The following is a 16,592-nucleotide window of genomic DNA, read 5'->3' as shown; positions in this document are numbered from 1 at the left end:
GGATGACCACTCCGCCCCTGCCCTATCTCGATCCGTCGCACCTGACGGCCGCACTGCGCGACACCGGCTACGCCCTGCTGCGCCCTGACGACGTTGCGCTGCTGGCCGGCTGCAGCCTGCCGGACCTCGCCACGCTGGTACCAAGCTGGGACCGGCTCGAGCTCGACGACTACTTGAAGGATGGCGGGCGCTATCGGCGCCGGCGCCACTCGTGCTTCATCGACGATGGCGCCAGCCTGGTGCAGACCCCGCACCGCGCGCACTGGCAGCCTGTGGAGTACAACGCGCTGCACGGCGGCATGCACCGCCTGTTCGCGCCGATGGAGGCGGCCACGGTCGCCAACCCGGCCTGGGAACGCCTGCTGCGCGCGCTCGGCGCGGCCTGTTCGGCGGTGACGCCAGCACAGCCATGGTTCGTCGAAGCGCACCAGTTCAGGATCGACACGGCGGACGGCATCGGCCGCCCGACACCCGAAGGCGCGCACCGCGACGGCGTGAACTTTGTGGCCGTGATCATGATTGGCCGCCACGGCATCAAGGGCGGCGAGACGCGCGTGTTCGACGCCGACGGCCCCGCTGGCCAGCGCTTCACGATGACCGAACCGTGGACGCTGCTGTTGCTGGACGACGCCGCCGTGATCCACGAATCGACGCCGATCCAGCCACTGGGCGAGCACGGATACCGCGATACGCTGGTGCTGACCTGGCGCGCCGGGTCGTTCCAGGGCGAAAACGTCTAAACAGAGCAAAAAAAACGCCCGCAGAACCTGTTGGTTGGCGGGCGGCAAATCCAATTTTCGGAGAAAACTGGAGGAGACAGGTCCAATATATCTCTTTTTATTGTGCAGTGCAATACGGTAGATCTACTGTTGTAAATTTGTAGAACGCCCTGCCAAACCGCCTATTTTTCCGCACTGCACTATTTGTAATGCCACCCGTGCAGCCCTGCCGGGGGCGTCACATTTGCTACACTCAGTTGCTTGCCGGAGCGCCGGATCACCGGATTGCTGGACCAGGCCGCGATCACCCAGACACCATGAAAACCATTCGACATCCACGTGCCCTTGCCATCGCCCTCGGGGCTGCGTCGCTGTGCGCCGTCATTGCGCTGGCGACGATCAACCGCGCCGACGCCAAGGAAGAAAAGGCCGCGCCGCGCCCTGCCCTGAGCGTCACCACCACCCGCCCTGCTACCGCCAGCCTGCCAATCAGCCTGACTGCCAACGGCAGCATCGCCGCCTGGCAGGACGCCGTCATCGGCAGCGAATCGAACGGGCTGCGCCTGAACGAAGTGCGCGTCAATGTCGGCGACGTGGTCAAGAAAGGCCAGGTGCTGGCCGTGTTCGCGGATGAAACCGTGCGCGCCGATATCGAAGGGGCGCGCGCCGCGCTGCTCGAAGCGAAGGCCAATGCCCTGGAATCCAAGGCGAATGCCGACCGCGCGCGCGCACTGGAAAGCTCCGGCGCCCTCAGCGCCCAGCAGGTCACGCAATACGTGACGGGCGAGCAGACTGGCGCCGCGCGCGTCCAGTCGGCCCAGGCCACGCTCACGCAGCAGCAGCTGCGCCTGAAATACACGCAGGTGACGGCGCCCGACAGCGGCGTGATTTCGGCGCGGGGCGCCACCGTCGGCGCCGTCGTCGGCGTGGGCACCGAACTGTTTCGCATGATCCGCCAGGGCCGCCTCGAATGGCGCGCCGAAGTGACGGCGCAGGACCTCGGGCGCATCAAGGCGGGCACGCGCGCCATTGTGCGCGGCGCCAGCGGACTCGAAGTCACGGGCAAGGTGCGTGTCGTGGCGCCGTCGGTCGATCCGCAGACCCGGCTCGCGCTGATCTATGTCGACCTGCCGCCGGCGCTGTCCGGCGACATGCCGCTCAAGGCCGGCATGTTCGCCAGCGGCCGGTTTGAACTGGGCACGTCGAACGCCCTGACCGTGCCGCAGCAGTCGATCGCGGTGCGCGACGGCTTCAGTTATGTGTACCGCCTGAATGCGGACAGCCGCGTGAGCCAACTGAAGGTCACCACGGGTCGCCGCCTGGGCGACCGGGTCGAGATCGTCGGCGGCCTAGCCGCCGATGCGCCGATTGTCGTCACCGGCGCCGGGTTCCTGAATGACGGCGACCTGGTACGCAATATAGCCACGCCAGCTGTAGCCCCCGCAAAGGCTGCACGATGAATTTCTCCGCCCTGTCGATCCGCAATCCGATCCCGGCGATCATGCTGTTCGTCCTGCTCACCGTAGCGGGACTGATGGCCTTCAACGCCAGCAAGGTGCAGGACTTCCCCGACATCGAACTGCCGATCGTGACCGTCACCGCCGTCCTGGACGGCGCAGCGCCGGCGCAGCTGGAAACCGAAGTCGCGCGCAAGATCGAAGACTCGGTCGCCACGCTGCAGGGCATCAAGAACATCTACACGCGCGTGCTCGATGGCGTGGCCACCGTCACAGTCGAATTCATCCTCGAGCGCGATTCGGCCGAAGCTGTCAACGACGTGCGCGACGCGGTCTCGCGCGTGCGCGCCGATATGCCGGCCGAGCTGCGCGAACCGACCGTGACCAAGGCCGCCACCGCCGGGCGCGTCGTCTCCACCTTTACGATCGCCGCGGCCGAAGGCTCGGGCCTGGACGACCAGGACCTGAGCTGGTTCGTCGACAACGACGTCGCCAAGCGCATGCTGGGCGTGCCGGGCCTCGGTGAAATCCGGCGTGTGGGCGGCGTCACGCGCGAGATGCGCGTGGAGCTCGATGACCAGAAGATGGCGGCGCTGCGCGTCTCGGCGCTGGACATCTCGCGCCAGCTGCGCAATGTGCAGCGCGAAGCGCCGGGTGGCCGGGGCGATGTCAGCGGCGTCGAGCAATCGGTACGTACGCTGGCCACCGTCGGCACCGCGCAGGCGCTGGCGGCGATGGAGATCCCGCTGCCGGACGGGCGCCATGTGCGCCTGGACCAGGTGGCGCGCGTGCTCGATACCGTGGAAGAACCACGCGCGCTGGCCGAGCAGGATGGCCGCCGCGTGGTCGCCTTCGAAGTGTTCCGCACGCGCGGGGCCGGTGAGATCGATGTCGCCACCGGCGCGCGCGCCGCGATGGAACAGCTCAAGAAAGAAAACCCGAAGCTGATCGTCAATGAAGTGATCGACAACTCGGTGTCGGTCGACGAGAACTTCGACGCCTCGATGCACATGCTGTACGAAGGCGCGCTGCTGGCGGTGCTGGTCGTCTGGTGGTTCCTGCGCGACTGGCGCGCCACACTGATCGCCGCGGCTGCCCTGCCCCTGTCGGTGATTCCCGCCTTCCTGGGCCAGTACCTGTTCGGCTACACGCTCAATATGGTCACGCTGCTGTCGCTGGCCCTTGTGATCGGGGTGCTGGTCGACGATGCGATCGTCGAGATCGAAAACATCTCGCGCCACCTCCACATGGGCAAGTCGCCGATGCAGGCGTCGCTCGAAGCGGCCGACGAAATCGGGATGGCGGTCATCGCCACTACGTTCGCGCTCGTGGCCGTGTTCCTGCCGACCGCCTTCATGGGCGGCATTCCTGGCAAATTCTTCAAGCAGTTCGGCTGGACCGCCGTGCTGGCGATCCTGGCCTCGCTGCTGGTGGCGCGCCTGCTCACGCCGATGATGTGCGCGTACCTGCTCAAGGCGCCGAAGAACGCCGGCGTGGCCGGTCACGAGCCGCAGGACAGCGCGATCATGCGGCGCTACCTGGCCGTGATGCAGTGGTGCCTGCGCCGCCGTGGCCTGACGATGCTGGGCGCGGCCGTGTTCTTCGCGGGTTCGCTGGCGCTGGTGCCACTGCTGCCGACCGGCTTCATGCCGCCGGCCGACCGCTCGCAGACGCAGGTGAATGTCGAACTGGCCCCAGGCGCCACGCTGGCCCAGACCCGCGCCGTGGCCGAACAGGTGCGCCTGGAACTGATGAAGGTCGAGGGCGTGACAAGCATCTTCAGTTTGATCGGTGGCGGTTCGAGCGGCGACGCGTTCTCGCCCGGCGCCGCGGCCGAAGCGCGGCGCGCGGTGCTGACGGTGAAAACGGTGGACCGGAGCGACCGCGACGTGAAGCTGGGCGTGATCGAAAACACGATCCGCGACCGCGTGGCCGCCATTCCCGGGGCGCGCTTCACGGTCGGCATTCCGGATGCCGGCACCAAGATGCAGCTGGTGCTGCGCAGCGAAGACGCGAATGCGCTCAGCACCGCGGCGCGCCAGGCCGAGCGTGAATTGCGCGGCCTGCCCGGCATCGGCAACGTCAGTTCGAGCGCCTCGCTAGTGCGCCCCGAAATCATCGTGCGCCCGGACTTTGCGCGCGCGGCCGACCAGGGCGTGACGGCGGCAGCGATTGGCGAGACGGTGCGCGTGGCCACCGCCGGTGACTATGAACAGTCGTTGGCCAAGATGAACCTGGACGAGCGCCAGGTGCCGATCCGCGTGAAGCTGCCCGATGCCGTGCGGGCCGACCTGGATGCGATCGGGCGCCTGACGGTGCCCGGCAAGAACGGGCCGGTGCTCCTCTCGACCGTGGCCGACATCACAATGGAAAGCGGCCCGGCCCAGATCAACCGCCTGAACCGCACCCGCAACGTCACGCTCGACGTCGAGCTGTCGGGCCGTTCGCTCGGCGAGGTCAATACCGAAGCGCGCGCGCTGCCCGTGTTCCAGTCGCTGCCGTCGTCGGTGACGATCGCCGAACTGGGCGACGCCCAGGAAATGCAGGCGCTGTTTGCCAGCTTCGGCCTGGCGATGCTGATCGGTGTGCTGTGCATCTACGGCGTGCTGGTGCTGCTGTTCTCGGACTTCATGCAGCCGGTGACGATTCTGGCTGCGCTGCCGCTGTCGATCGGCGGCGCCTTCGTGGCGCTGCTCGTCACCAGCAATGCGCTGTCGATGCCGACGATGATCGGTCTGATCATGCTGATGGGGATCGTGACCAAGAACTCGATCCTGCTGGTCGATTACGCGATCCTGGCGCGCGAGGCGGGCATGAACCGTTTCGATGCGCTGGTCGACGCCTGCCACAAGCGCAGCCGGCCGATCGTGATGACCACGATCGCGATGGGCGCCGGCATGCTGCCGCTGGCGCTGGGCTTCTCGGGTGACCCGAGCTTCCGCTCGCCGATGGCGGTGGCCGTCATCGGTGGCCTGATCACGTCGACGTTACTCAGCCTGCTGGTGGTGCCGGCGGTGTTCACGTATGTCGACGATTTCGAGAATTGGCTCAAGCGCACCGGACGCAAGATGCGGCGCCAGCCGGCGCGGGCTGTCGAGGTGGACAACAGCCCGGCCTGAGCGCGGCTTCGTCTCAGTGAGGTTCTTCGCCGCCGGCAGCTTGCAGCAGCTGCCAGAGCGCGAAGACCTTCGCGCCATCGTTGGCCGGGCAGTGCCGCAACAGCGCTGCCCTGCTGTGTTCATCCATCGCAGCGACGATCCGTCCGATCAGCGCCGCATCGTCGTCACCCACGATGGCCAGCGGATGCGCCCAGCGCGGGCAGCCCGGTTCGCGGCCGAACAGCCACACCGGCAGCACGCCCAGCAACAGCAGCGGGCACACGACGGGAATCAGATAGGTCCACCAGGGCGACCAGAGCGCGCCGACCACGCCGGTGAGCGCCAGACTGGCCACGATGGTCGCGCCGTATAGCTGCGCGCCGCAGCGCTCCAGCCAGTCCGGCGGATAGGCCCTTGCCAGCCGGTTCACCACGCCCTGCAGACGGAATTGGTCGCCGCGTGACAGGACAATATGGGCAGGATCGACGACGGTGCGCAGCATGCTCATGATGGCCTGCCCTGCAAGCTGGCGATCAGCGCCACGACGATCGTGCACGCGATCCAGATCGACCACAGCGTATGCGTCATGAAATGCGCGCCGCGCAGTTGCTGCAGATAGCCGACCGTGGCACCGGCGCCGATCGCCAGCAAGGCGGCGGCGCGCGCCCGCGACGGCCGCTGCGGCAGCCAGCAGACGGCCAGCGCCACCAGCCACAGGGCGCTCGACGCATGGCCGGCAGGCAGGCACTGGCCCGGCAGCGTGTCGGCCGGGAACGCGCCGAACAGGCGCACATAGGGCTGCTCGCCGCCATAGCGCACCAGGTCCCATGGGCAGTGCGATGCGCTCAGGTGTTTCAGGGTACTGGTCACGGCCGGCACCAGGATGGCGGCCAGCGCAACGATGCGCAGCTGCACGCGGCCAAGAGCGCCCAGCGCGGCGCGGGGCCGCCAAGCGTCGACCAGTGCGTAGCCGACGATGCCCACGGCAAGCAGCATCAGGAGCTGCTTGACGATCACGTGGTTGAACGTGACGGTCAGCCACGTATCGCGCCAGGGAAAGACGCGGCGCTGTGCGTCGAACACGGCGTCGGCCAGCACCAGGTCGAGATCCGTATAGCGGCCCAGCCACAGGATGGTCAGCGCGCCCGCCGCCAGCAGTATGGCCAGGCGCCGCAGGGCGTGCGCCGACAGCAGCGGCGCGTGCAGCGCAGGCTCGGCCCGCATCTGATGAAGCGCACGCATCTCAAGCATCTCGCGCATTTCATGCATTTCACGCTCCCCGCACGCACGCATGGAACAGGTCCAGGCGCGGATTGAGCACGGCCGTGTTCACGTCGAGCATGCCGAGCACCGAGTGAAACACATTGTCATGCGACAGCGGTTCGTTGCGCCGCGCGGCCAGACAACGCCGGTCGATGCGGAACCGCTCGCTGAAGCTGTCGGACATCCACAGCATCATCGGCACCTCGGTCTGCTCACGCGGCGCGAACATGTACGGCGCGCCGTGCAGGTACACATTGTTTTCGCCGAGCGACTCGCCATGGTCCGAGAAGTACAACATGGCCGTATCGGCGTCCTGCGCGGCGGCAATCGCGCGCAAGCCGTCGATGGTCTTGCTCAGGAAGTAATCGGTGTACAGGATCGTGTTGTCGTAGGCGGCCCGGATCGATTCGCGCGAGCACGTGTCGAAGTCATTGCTCGCGCACACCGGACCGAAGCGGCCGAACCCTTGCGGGTAGCGGCTGGCATACGCCGGGCCATGGCTGCCCTTCTGGTGCAGCACCACGACCAGGTCCTTGCTGCTGTTGGCGAGCAAGTCCGGCAAGCCATCGAGCAGGCGCTCGTCGTAGCATTCGTCGCCGCTGCAGTACACATTCTTGCCATCGGGCCGCGACAGGTCCTCGTACTGCACGCGCTTGCACACGCCCTTGCAGCCCGAATTGTTATCGCGCCACAGCACGGCGAAACCCGCATGCGTCAGCACGTCCAGCAGCCCTTCCTGGCTTGCCGCTTTCGACTGGCTGTAATCGTTGCGGCCGAACGCGGAAAACACGCACGGCACCGACACCGCGGTCGCCGTACCACACGAACTGACACGCGAGAAATTGATCAAGCCAGCTTGCCGTGCCAGCAGCGGATTGGTGTCGCGCCCGTACCCATCGAGCGAAAAATTCGCCGCCCGCGCCGTTTCGCCCACGACAATTACCGTCAGCGTCTTGCGGTGATGGCCGGCCCAGGCGGCGCCCTTCACGGCATCACGGCCCAGTGGCGCGACCACGATCTGGGCCGCCCAGCGGCTGCGCAGATACCCATCCACTGCCTGGATGAAATTGGTGGGCGTGAGCAGGAAGCGCAGTTCGCGGTGCTCGTGCAGCGTCGGCGCCAGGCTCTTGAACAGCAGCGCCAGCAGCACGAATGCCAGCAGCAGCGAGCCGCCCGCATTGCTGCTGCGCTTGAGCAGCCCTTTCACGCCGCTGGGAAACTGGATATTGGCGCGCGCGATCCACAGCGATGGCAGCACGCCCAGCAAGCCGATCCTCGCGGCCATCTGCCAGCTGATCAATTCGGTCGCTTCGCGGGTATCGGTCTCGAACACATTCTGGATCATCGCCTTGTCGATGACGATCCCGTACGCCGCGATGAAGTAGCCTGCCGCGGACGCCACCAGCACGAGGGCGATCAGCACCGGCTTGGCGAGGTAGCGAAAGCTGGCCAGCGTCAGGCAGGCATTGAAGAACAGGACAACAATCAGAAACGTGCCTGCCAGCGTGGGCAGGCTGGACAGCGATATGCCACCAGTGGCATGAACCAGCACCGTCCAGAACGTCACGTTGCCCAGGCTTGCCAGCAACAGCGCGACGGCCAGTACGAGCAGCGACGCATCGATCCGTCTTGCAAACAGTTTATCCATTTCACGCCCTTATCAACATTGCAGCAACCATCGCTGCAGTGCTTCAAGGATAGAAAGGATGATGGCAAGCCACCGTCAACGCGGCGTTAGGATGGCGTGAACGTCACAGGAAAAACGATCGTGAAACGGCTGCCGCCACTTGGCCGGTTCTCGTACACGAGCGACGCGCCCAGGTATTCGCAGATGCGCTTGACCAGCGACAGGCCCAGCCCGGTGCCGGCCGAGCCGCTCGACGGAATCGGGCGTGCGCCCTCGCCCAGCGTCTGCCGCACCGCGTCGGGCAAGCCGCGTCCCGTGTCTTCGACTGTGATGCGCCCCGGTTCGATGACGACCGTGACTTCGCCCTGCTCGGTGTACTGGCAGGCGTTGCGAATCAGGTTGGCGATGGCCGACACGCACAGTTCGGCAGGCGCGCAAATGCGAAACGCGGCATCCCCGACACAGCGCAGCGTGACGGGCCGGCCGGTCACCATGGCCTGGTAGCGCTCGGTTTCGCGGCGCGCGATCTCGTTGACCGAGACGGGCGAGAACAGGGCGAGCTGGGGTGCGCGCGCCAGCACCAGCAGCACCGTCACGCACTCCGTCGCTTCCTGCGCGGCCCGGTAAATGCGCTGCGCCGGTGCCTGCACCGCCGGGCTCCTGCCGTTTTCGACAAGGATCTCGGCCGCGCCCATGATGACGGTCAGCGGCGTGCGCAGCTCGTGGCTGACGTCGCCCGTAAACAGGCGTTCACGGTCGAGGTATTCGCGCAACTCACGCGTGTGCGCCGCCAGCGCGCGCGCCAGCGTTCCCAGCTCGTCGCCCCGTTCGGTATGCGGCAAGGCAAATGCGCCCTGCCCCACGGCATCGGCCAGTTCGCGCAGCGGCGTGACGATGCGCCTGCCGACAAAGCGGCCGAGAAACAGCGCCAGCGTGACGAAGCCGGCAAAAAAGGCAGCGAACATCGAGTACACCAGGATCTCGATCTCTTCGTAATCGCTTTCATGGTCGACCACCACATACGGCCCCCGTTCGTCGGCGCCGGCCAGCACATGCAGGCCGATGCCATCGACCTCGGCCTCGGACACACCGGCCGGCAGCGCGCGTAGCGACAGCGGGATATCGTCGCCCCGGTGAAAGCGCAAGCCGGCCGGCAGATCGGCCGGCAGCCCGGCGGCGGCCCTGGGGCGCGCCCATTTTTCGACTTCAGCCAGGCGCTCGTCAACCAGATGCACTTCGATGCCCTCGACCACCAGCGCGGCCAGCACGGCAAAGAACAGCGACAGGACCACGCCGAACAGGATGAAGGCACCGACGATCGGCCGGCTGAGTGAACTAGCCGGGCGCATCGGGCATCGCCAGTTTGTAGCCGACGCCGGCGATCGTATGGATCAGAGGTGAGGCAAATGGTTTATCGACCGCCTGGCGCAGCGCATGGATGTGCGTGCGCAGCGCGTCGCTCTCGGGGCGGTCTTCGCCCCAGACCGCCTGCTCGAGCGCCTCGCGCGGCACGATGCGCGGCGCTGCGGCCATCAGGCAGCGCAGCAGGATGTACCCGGTCTTGGTCAGCACGATCCGGACGCCGTCACGCGAGGCCTGTTGCTGGTCGGGATCGAACACGAGCGGGCCAAAGCGAAGGACGCGGCTGAATGCATGCTGCCCACCGGCACGGCGCGCCAGCGCTTTCAGGCGCACGTCGAGTTCGACCAGGGAAAACGGCTTGACCAGGTAGTCGTCGGCGCCACTGTCGAAGCCCAGCACCTTGTCCTGGAGACTATCGCGCGCCGTCAGCATCAGCACCGGCGTCGCGCTGGACAAGTCGGTGCGCAGCTTCTGGCACAGCTCCAGGCCGCTCAATCCCGGCAGCATGACGTCGAGGATGATGACGTCGTAGTTGTTTTCGGACGCCAGCGCCAGGCCGCCGTAGCCGTTGCGCGCCGAATCGACGGCGTAGCCCTTCGGCTCCAGAAACCCGTACAGGTTGGCCAGGATGTCAGGATTGTCTTCGACGATGAGGATGCGCATGCTGGTCATTGTAAGGCGAATCGGTCGCCGTTTTCAGCGCGGGCGATAGCGCTGCTCGCGATACAGGATCGACGGCAGGATGACGTGCGCCATCGCCTTGTCGACCTGCGCCTGCGTCGGGCTGCCGCTGCCCGGGCTGAAATGCCCGCTGGCGGCGTCGTACTGGCCCGCCAGCGGCGACTGTCCAGGCCGCAGCACAGTGGCCGAGGCACCTTCGAGGTAGGCAAAATAATCGTTGAACTGGATCAGTGCGCGGCCCGGCGTCGTGCTGTCTTTGGCGAGGTCGCGACCGATCATCGGGTGCGTGCTCGACACGCCCAGCAGCGACAGCAGCGTCGGCGCCAGGTCGATCTGGCTGGCGATGGTCGCAATGCGCTTGGGCTCGATGTCCGCGCCCAGGATCAGGCCCGGGATATGGAATTTCTTGATCGGCACGAGGCTGTCGCCATACACGCGGTTGTCGTGGTCGGCCACGATCAGAAACACCGTATCTTTCCAGTAGGCCTGCTGTTTGGCTGCGCGGATGAATTTGCCCAGCGCGTAGTCGGCATACTTGACGGCGTTGTTGACGGTTTGCTTGTCGCCGTCGTGCAGCGCGATTTTACCGTCCGGGAATTCGAACGGCTCGTGGTTCGACGACGTGAAGATCAGGCTGAAAAATGGCTTGTTCGCGGCGTGCAGGGTATTAAGGCGTTCGAGCGACTTGTCGAACAGGTCTTCATCCGATGCGCCCCAGCTGGCGACGAATTTCGGCTTCATGTCGCCGATGTCGACAATCTTCTGGAAGCCATTACCGGTGAAGAAGCTGCGCATATTGTCGAAGTGCGCTTCGCCGCCATAGACGAATTCGGTGTGGTAGCCCTGGTCGCCCAGGCCGGATGCCAGCGTATAGAAATTCTGCTGCGACAGCGACAGCTTGACCGTGCTGCGCGCGGGCGTGGGCGCATAACCGGCGACCACTGCCTCGATGCCGCGCACCGAGCGGGTGCCGGTGGCGTACAACTGCTCGAACCACCAGCCCTCGCCCTTGAGTTTTTCGAGCTCCGGCGTGACGGCCAGCCCGCCCAGCGACTCGACGAACGTCGCGCCCAGGCTTTCCTGCAGCACGATGACAAGGTTCAGTGGCTTGGCGCGCGTGACGGCTGCGCTCTGGTAGTGCCGCGTCGGCTGCTCAGGGTTGGCGAACCCATAATCGCGCAGCCATGGCGCCGCCTTCACTTCGGCAAACACCTTCGCGCGCGGGAAGTCGCCATAGATGTCGGACGACTTGGCCTCGTTGTCCATCGAGCGCATCGCGTCGAGCACCGACCACGCCGAATTGATGACGAGCGAATTGACCATTGCATCGCCCGTCAGCGCGAACATGGCCGGATTGGCAGGCCGGTGGCCGGTGGTCGAGCGGATCTGCATGAACACGAGCACGCACAGAACCGGCCACACCAGCAGCATCCTTCGGCCCGGCCACATTGGCGTGCTGGCGGAGGCACCTTTCAGCAGGCGCACCAGCGCGACACCCACGAGCACGGTGACCGCGCAGCCCAGCAGTACTGCCGTGCGGAAACCGTGCCACAGCGTGGAAAAGACTTCCCGGGGATTGTTCAGGTATTCGATGAACAGGCGATTGGGGCGCACGTCGTACTGCATGATGAACTGCGGCGACGCGACTTCCATGAACAGGATGAAGATCAAGGCCAGCATCGTCCAGCCCAGCGTGAAGCGTTGCCACAGGCGGGCCGTACGGCGATACGCCAGCAAGGGCGCGGCCAGCAATGGAATGGCCAGGCAATAGCCAAGCAGGATCAGGTCGGCGCGCACGCCCTGCACGATGATGTCCAGCACGGCGCCGGTGGCATGCACGCGCTCCCATTGCCAGGCCAGCATCGCCAAACGAAAGCCCGAGAGCAGCACGAGGCCGATGAGCAGCATCTGCACCAGCGGTGCGAAGGGGCCGGCGAGGCGTGTGCTGCGTGCCAGCCAGGAAGATGCAGGGCGGGTCGGGGCGGTGGCCGCCCGGTGCAGGTAGAGCTCGTCAGTCTTCATGAATCCGTCGGATGGGCCGGGCCATGCGCTGCCCGACGATGAATCGATCACGCGGACCTGGATCCAACGCGCCTTCTGATGCGGTATGGATGCTAGATTGCCCACCGTCATCGTCACGTTAATCAGACGTTAAGAAAGCGTTAAAGCTCGAATGAAAAAAGCCCGGCCAGCAGTTGCTGGTCGGGCTTTGGATCGGCACATCGATGATGTGCCTGGACTAATCCATGGCGTTAAACCGTCATACGTAGGGTGGACGGCTGCGCCGTCCACGCGTTCAAACTAAACTCCCCGTAAGATGCGAAATCGGGTTGAACGCGTGGACGGGAAAACCCGTCCACCCTACCGCCATGACGATCACGCCGTGGAATTAATCGCGGTACGAGTTGTAGTCTTTGCGGTAGTCGTTGCGATAATCGTCACGATAGTCGCTACGGTCGCTCGAGCCACCCAGCAGCTTGGCCAGGATGAAGCCGACGCCGACTGCAGCCAGCAGCGCGCTGCCTGGGTTGTTCTTGACGTATTCCTTGCCCTGTGCCGACAGATCCGAGTACTTCTCGGTGATCTGGGTCGAACGGTCGCCGAATTTTTCTTGCGCGGTGCTGATCAGGCCAGTGACCTTTTCGACGCCTGCGTGTGCTTTCGAAGCGATGTTGTCGACGACTGGCTGAGCGGCTTGCGCTGCCTTGTCGATGGCGCCGTGGGCTTTCTCTGGCGTGATCGACGAGATCGCTGCCTTGATGCCGCCAGCGGCGTTTGCTGCGCTGTCGCTGATCGACGATGCAGCCGACGATGCGGTCGACGAGGTCGATGGGGTCGATGGGGTCGACGAAGTCGATGGCGTCGACGACGAACCGGTGGTCGAACCCGAGGTGTTGCCGGCGCCGGTGCTGGCGCTGCTGCCGCTGTTGCCCAGACCGCTGTTGCCGGTCACGGTGCTCGTGCCCAGCGAACCGGTGCCCGAACCTGGGTTCGAACCTGCGTTGGTTGCGTTGATGCCTTTACCTTCGGTAGACTTTTGATTATCCATGATGTAACCCTCATAAAATAGTGATCAACGCGGAGTAGAACGAAATTCGACTAGCACCACATCTTTGATTGAATAAGTCCGATACAACAAGCGGGAACGATCTTGTACTGCGCTACATCAACATCGGTTCAACCCGGCGTCTCTGTATATTTTCTTTGCGTCCCATCCCGGTTGGCCACCTTGCGGCAACTTTCCGAGTCGCAGTATCGGATTCACTGCGTCGCGATACAAAAAATACAATGGGCACCCTGCGCAGACCGTGCGCTGACTAACAGAACCATCACATCGGTTCATAAAGCGGTCATTTTGGGTGATTTAGGCGCACTTTACGGCAGCTGGCGGTACCATACGCCCCCTCATCACAGACAGGAACGCCTGACATGGCAGTAGAGAAGGACCCGGGCGCCGCGCGCCTGCCGCCGCTGCGGCGTACGGACGCGACGCAGGCCGAACAGGATGCGGCAGCACGCGCGCAGCGCGATGCGCAGGTGCGCGGCGTCGACTCGATCCCGGCCATGCGCGAGGCGATCAAGGAAGCGGCGCGGGCGCTGCCCCCGTTCACGCACGTGCCACGCCTCGCGCGCCTCGATGCGGCGGCATTTCGCACGCATGCGCTGGCCGGCATGCCGTTTCTGGTGACGGACGTCGTCGGGCGCTGGCCGATCGTGCAACTCGACATGGGCACACTGAGCGCGCAGTACGGCCACCTGCCCGTGCGCGCGCGCGTGGGCGACTACGTGCACACGGCTTTTGCGCCGGACCGCGCCATGCAGGACATGCTGCTGCGCGACTATCTCGATCTTTCCACGCCGGTCGAATCGGGACTGCCGCCGTACGTGGGCAACCTGGCGCTGCGCGAACTGAACCGCCTGTGCCACTGGCCGGCATACTTCGACAAGATGGGCCCGCCCCGCTTCTGGATCGGCCCGGCGCGTACGATCACGCCGCTGCACTGCGACTACGACGACAATATCTTCGCCCAGATCCGGGGCGTGAAGCGGATCTTCCTGGCCCCGCCCCACCACGATGCGTTCTTGTATACGCGGGAAGCCAATCCGCTCCTGTTCGGCTCACCCGTCGATCCGGAAGCGCCGGATTACGAACGCTTTCCGCTGGCGCACCAGGCGGCGCTGGTGGAAGTGATCGTCCGGCCCGGCGACATGCTGTATGTGCCCGCCGGCTGGTATCACCAGGTGCGGGCGCTGGAGTTTTCGCTGTCGTCGAACCGCTGGGCGCGCGGGTTGCCGCTTGCGCTGGCGGGCCAGCAGCCCGGCTAGGCAGCCTTCTTCGGCTGTTCGACTGCGCGCTCGGCCGCCTTTTCCTCGCCCAGCTTCAAAAACTGCGTGGAAGGCCGGCCATCGGCATTGTGCTGCACGATGCGCTCGGGCCGGCCCTTCGCATCGAGCCAGACCTGGCCGATGCCGGAACCGTTCCACAGGCGCTCGCCATGCTTGCGCTGATCGGGCAGGTGCGGCGTGATCGACATCGCGCGCCGCTTGGTGAACCAGTTCAGCGGCGAGCGCGGCGAATACAGCCAGCGATTGAGGCGATCCAGCCAGTTGAGCAGGTCTTCAGGGAATTCGTTCTTGAAGCCGCTGCTGGTGATCTGCCAGATGTGCGGCGGCCGGGTGTCGTCGCGCACTTCGACGTCATAGGCGAACGAATAATGCACGTCGCCCGACAGGATCACGTAGTTGCCCGGTGTGCGCGAATGGCGGAAGATATTCAGCAGGCTGCGGGCTGCGCCGCGGTGCGCCATCCAGTTCTCGGCGTCGACGGTCAGGGCCTGGCCCATCAGCGTGGCAATCTTCTGCACCACCTCGATCAGCTTCACGCCGAACATCGGCGCCGCCGAGACGATCACCGCCGCTGTCTCATCGATCAGCTCATGCTGGAACTCGGTCAGCGATTCCCAGTCCATCAGGCCGGACGGATGGCTCGGGCGGCGCTGGTTGCGCCAGCGCCGCGTACGGGTGTCGAGCACGATGACAGCCGGCTGCGTGCGCAGCATGTAATCCCACTGGCGGAACGTCAGCAGCCGCTCGATCAGCGCGCCATGCGGTTCGGGTTCAAGGCGATTCCTGCTGTCGGGCCTGGCGGCCATCGCGGCCATGTCGTCCAGCACCTCGCCGAAGACGTCGGGCCGGTTGCCCCAGCCCTGGCACAGCATGTAGGCCACCAGCGCATTGCCCATGATGCGGCGCGAAAACGGGTGGCCGTAAGCGGTCTTTTCCCACTTGTACGACAGGTTCCAGTCATCGGTGACGTCGTGGTCGTCGAAGATCATCAAGGTCTGTACGTGCGCCATCAGGCGCGCGGCGCGCGGCAATTCGTCGCAGAAACCATGAATGATGCCGGCTTCCTCGTGCCAGCGCTCCTGGTGCTTGGGGTCGAGCTGGGGCATCGCGATCTCGCCAATCACCTGCCACGGCACCGGCGACCAGACCAGCAGGTACATGGCCAGCACTTCGCCCAGCGTCATCAGGTGGTTGTCAGCGTTGGCCGTCGTGAAGATCGGCTTTTCCACGCCGCCGAAGAACTTCTCGCGCAGCGCCTCGCTCGACTTATGGGCCGGCAGCAGGCGCTGGCGGCCATAGTAGCCGTCGGGATGGGCGTACAACTCGTCGCTGTCGGCGACGACGGCGCCTTCGACGCATTCGCCGAACAGGCCCAGACGCTCGATCAGCGCGTGGGTGGCACCCAGCATCGGACCGGCCACATCGTCGGCATACACCTGGTCGCCGGCCAGCAGCAGCATCGACGGCCGCTCGCCAGCCTGATCCACGTGCCCGGCGATCAGATCGTCGCCCCGCGCCAGGCCGTCGTGTGACGGGTGATGCGGCTTGCGGCACGAGCCATACAGGATGTTGTCGGAGCGGCTGCGCAGCACCATGTTCGGCATCGCGGCGCCGTCGTGCACCAGATGCGGTGCCCACGCCGCGATGCCCTGTTCGACGCCTTCGACATCCGTCAGCAACAGGTCGTAGTCGATCAGCGTGTCCTGCGGCAGTGGCTTGGGCAGCGTGACATCGATAAAGTGAATGTGCGCATCGCGCCCAATCGGAATGATGCGGCACGAGTCCTCATCCACCGCCAGCCGCTGCTGATTGCCGCCATGTGGTTCCAGCACCAGAGTGAAGGACAACGGCGTGCTGCCGACCAGCCAAAGGACGAGACGGCCAGGTTCGAGGCGGCGCAACAGGGGACCGACGAGGACGGATGGAAGGCCGTTGGGGGTGTGTATGTGGATCACGCGGACGACGGCTGGCTGTGAAAAAAGTCGGGTCAGTGTAACAGAGCCATCTGGAAATCAAAGTTGCTTATCCATGCGCGCGG

At 65.4% G+C, this 16,592-nt stretch carries 12 protein-coding genes; 4 read left to right on the top strand and 8 right to left on the bottom strand.

What is annotated here, in order from left to right:
• Positions 1-2 precede the first annotated feature (2 nt).
• The 3 genes from HD842_RS19840 to HD842_RS19830 all read left to right on the top strand — a co-directional run bounded on the left by HD842_RS19840 (position 3) and on the right by HD842_RS19830 (position 5,295).
• Positions 3-740, top strand: coding sequence for a 2OG-Fe dioxygenase family protein (locus tag HD842_RS19840; RefSeq protein WP_183556476.1), 738 nt, complete (start codon positions 3-5; stop codon positions 738-740).
• 296 nt (positions 741-1,036) lie between these two features.
• Positions 1,037-2,179: an efflux RND transporter periplasmic adaptor subunit gene (locus HD842_RS19835; protein ID WP_183556474.1), complete on the top strand. Its 1,143-nt coding sequence runs from the start codon at positions 1,037-1,039 to the stop codon at positions 2,177-2,179.
• Positions 2,176-5,295, top strand: a complete 3,120-nt coding sequence (locus tag HD842_RS19830; RefSeq protein ID WP_183556472.1) for an efflux RND transporter permease subunit — start codon at positions 2,176-2,178, stop codon at positions 5,293-5,295. The genes HD842_RS19835 and HD842_RS19830 overlap by 4 nt, the downstream gene beginning before the upstream one ends.
• 13 nt (positions 5,296-5,308) lie before the next feature.
• Here the strand turns inward: HD842_RS19830 and HD842_RS19825 are convergent, their stop codons facing one another.
• From HD842_RS19825 to HD842_RS19795, 7 genes are all read right to left on the bottom strand, one after another.
• On the bottom strand, positions 5,309-5,782 hold the full coding sequence (locus tag HD842_RS19825; protein WP_183556470.1) for a hypothetical protein: 474 nt from the start codon (positions 5,780-5,782) through the stop codon (positions 5,309-5,311).
• The gene (locus HD842_RS19820; RefSeq protein WP_229424839.1) at positions 5,779-6,516 is read right to left on the bottom strand and encodes a phosphatase PAP2 family protein; all 738 of its coding nucleotides are present in this window, start codon (positions 6,514-6,516) and stop codon (positions 5,779-5,781) included. Before HD842_RS19820 ends, HD842_RS19825 begins: the two co-directional genes overlap by 4 nt.
• 28 nt (positions 6,517-6,544) lie before the next feature.
• Positions 6,545-8,185 (bottom strand): phosphoethanolamine transferase, encoded by a 1,641-nt coding sequence (locus HD842_RS19815; protein WP_183556468.1) that lies wholly within the window; start codon positions 8,183-8,185, stop codon positions 6,545-6,547.
• Between the two features lie 86 nt (positions 8,186-8,271).
• Positions 8,272-9,513, bottom strand: coding sequence for a sensor histidine kinase (locus tag HD842_RS19810; RefSeq protein ID WP_183556466.1), 1,242 nt, complete (start codon positions 9,511-9,513; stop codon positions 8,272-8,274).
• Complete coding sequence (locus HD842_RS19805; protein WP_183556464.1) at positions 9,500-10,189, bottom strand: response regulator transcription factor; 690 nt, start codon at positions 10,187-10,189, stop codon at positions 9,500-9,502. Before HD842_RS19805 ends, HD842_RS19810 begins: the two co-directional genes overlap by 14 nt.
• Before the next feature lie 33 nt (positions 10,190-10,222).
• Complete coding sequence (locus HD842_RS19800) at positions 10,223-12,229, bottom strand: LTA synthase family protein (RefSeq protein WP_183556462.1); 2,007 nt, start codon at positions 12,227-12,229, stop codon at positions 10,223-10,225.
• Between the two features lie 367 nt (positions 12,230-12,596).
• Entirely contained in the window at positions 12,597-13,256 is a 660-nt protein-coding gene (locus HD842_RS19795) for a DUF883 family protein (protein WP_183556460.1), read from the bottom strand.
• A gap of 380 nt (positions 13,257-13,636) precedes the next feature.
• On the opposite strand from HD842_RS19795, the gene HD842_RS19790 reads away from it, so the two are divergent.
• Complete coding sequence (locus HD842_RS19790; protein ID WP_183556458.1) at positions 13,637-14,533, top strand: cupin-like domain-containing protein; 897 nt, start codon at positions 13,637-13,639, stop codon at positions 14,531-14,533.
• Here HD842_RS19790 and HD842_RS19785 read toward each other — a convergent pair.
• Positions 14,530-16,455 carry an alkaline phosphatase D family protein gene (locus tag HD842_RS19785; protein ID WP_183556457.1) on the bottom strand — a complete coding sequence of 642 codons (1,926 nt, stop codon included), beginning with the start codon at positions 16,453-16,455 and terminating at the stop codon, positions 14,530-14,532. The two genes, HD842_RS19790 and HD842_RS19785, sit on opposite strands and share 4 nt — an antisense overlap.
• Positions 16,456-16,592: the final 137 nt, after the last annotated feature.

This window comes from Massilia aurea (assembly GCF_014200505.1).
Lineage (GTDB): Bacteria > Pseudomonadota > Gammaproteobacteria > Burkholderiales > Burkholderiaceae_D > Telluria > Telluria aurea_B.
The sequence above is the reverse complement of the archived record's forward strand: the minus strand, read 5'-3'. Positions and strand labels throughout refer to the sequence as shown.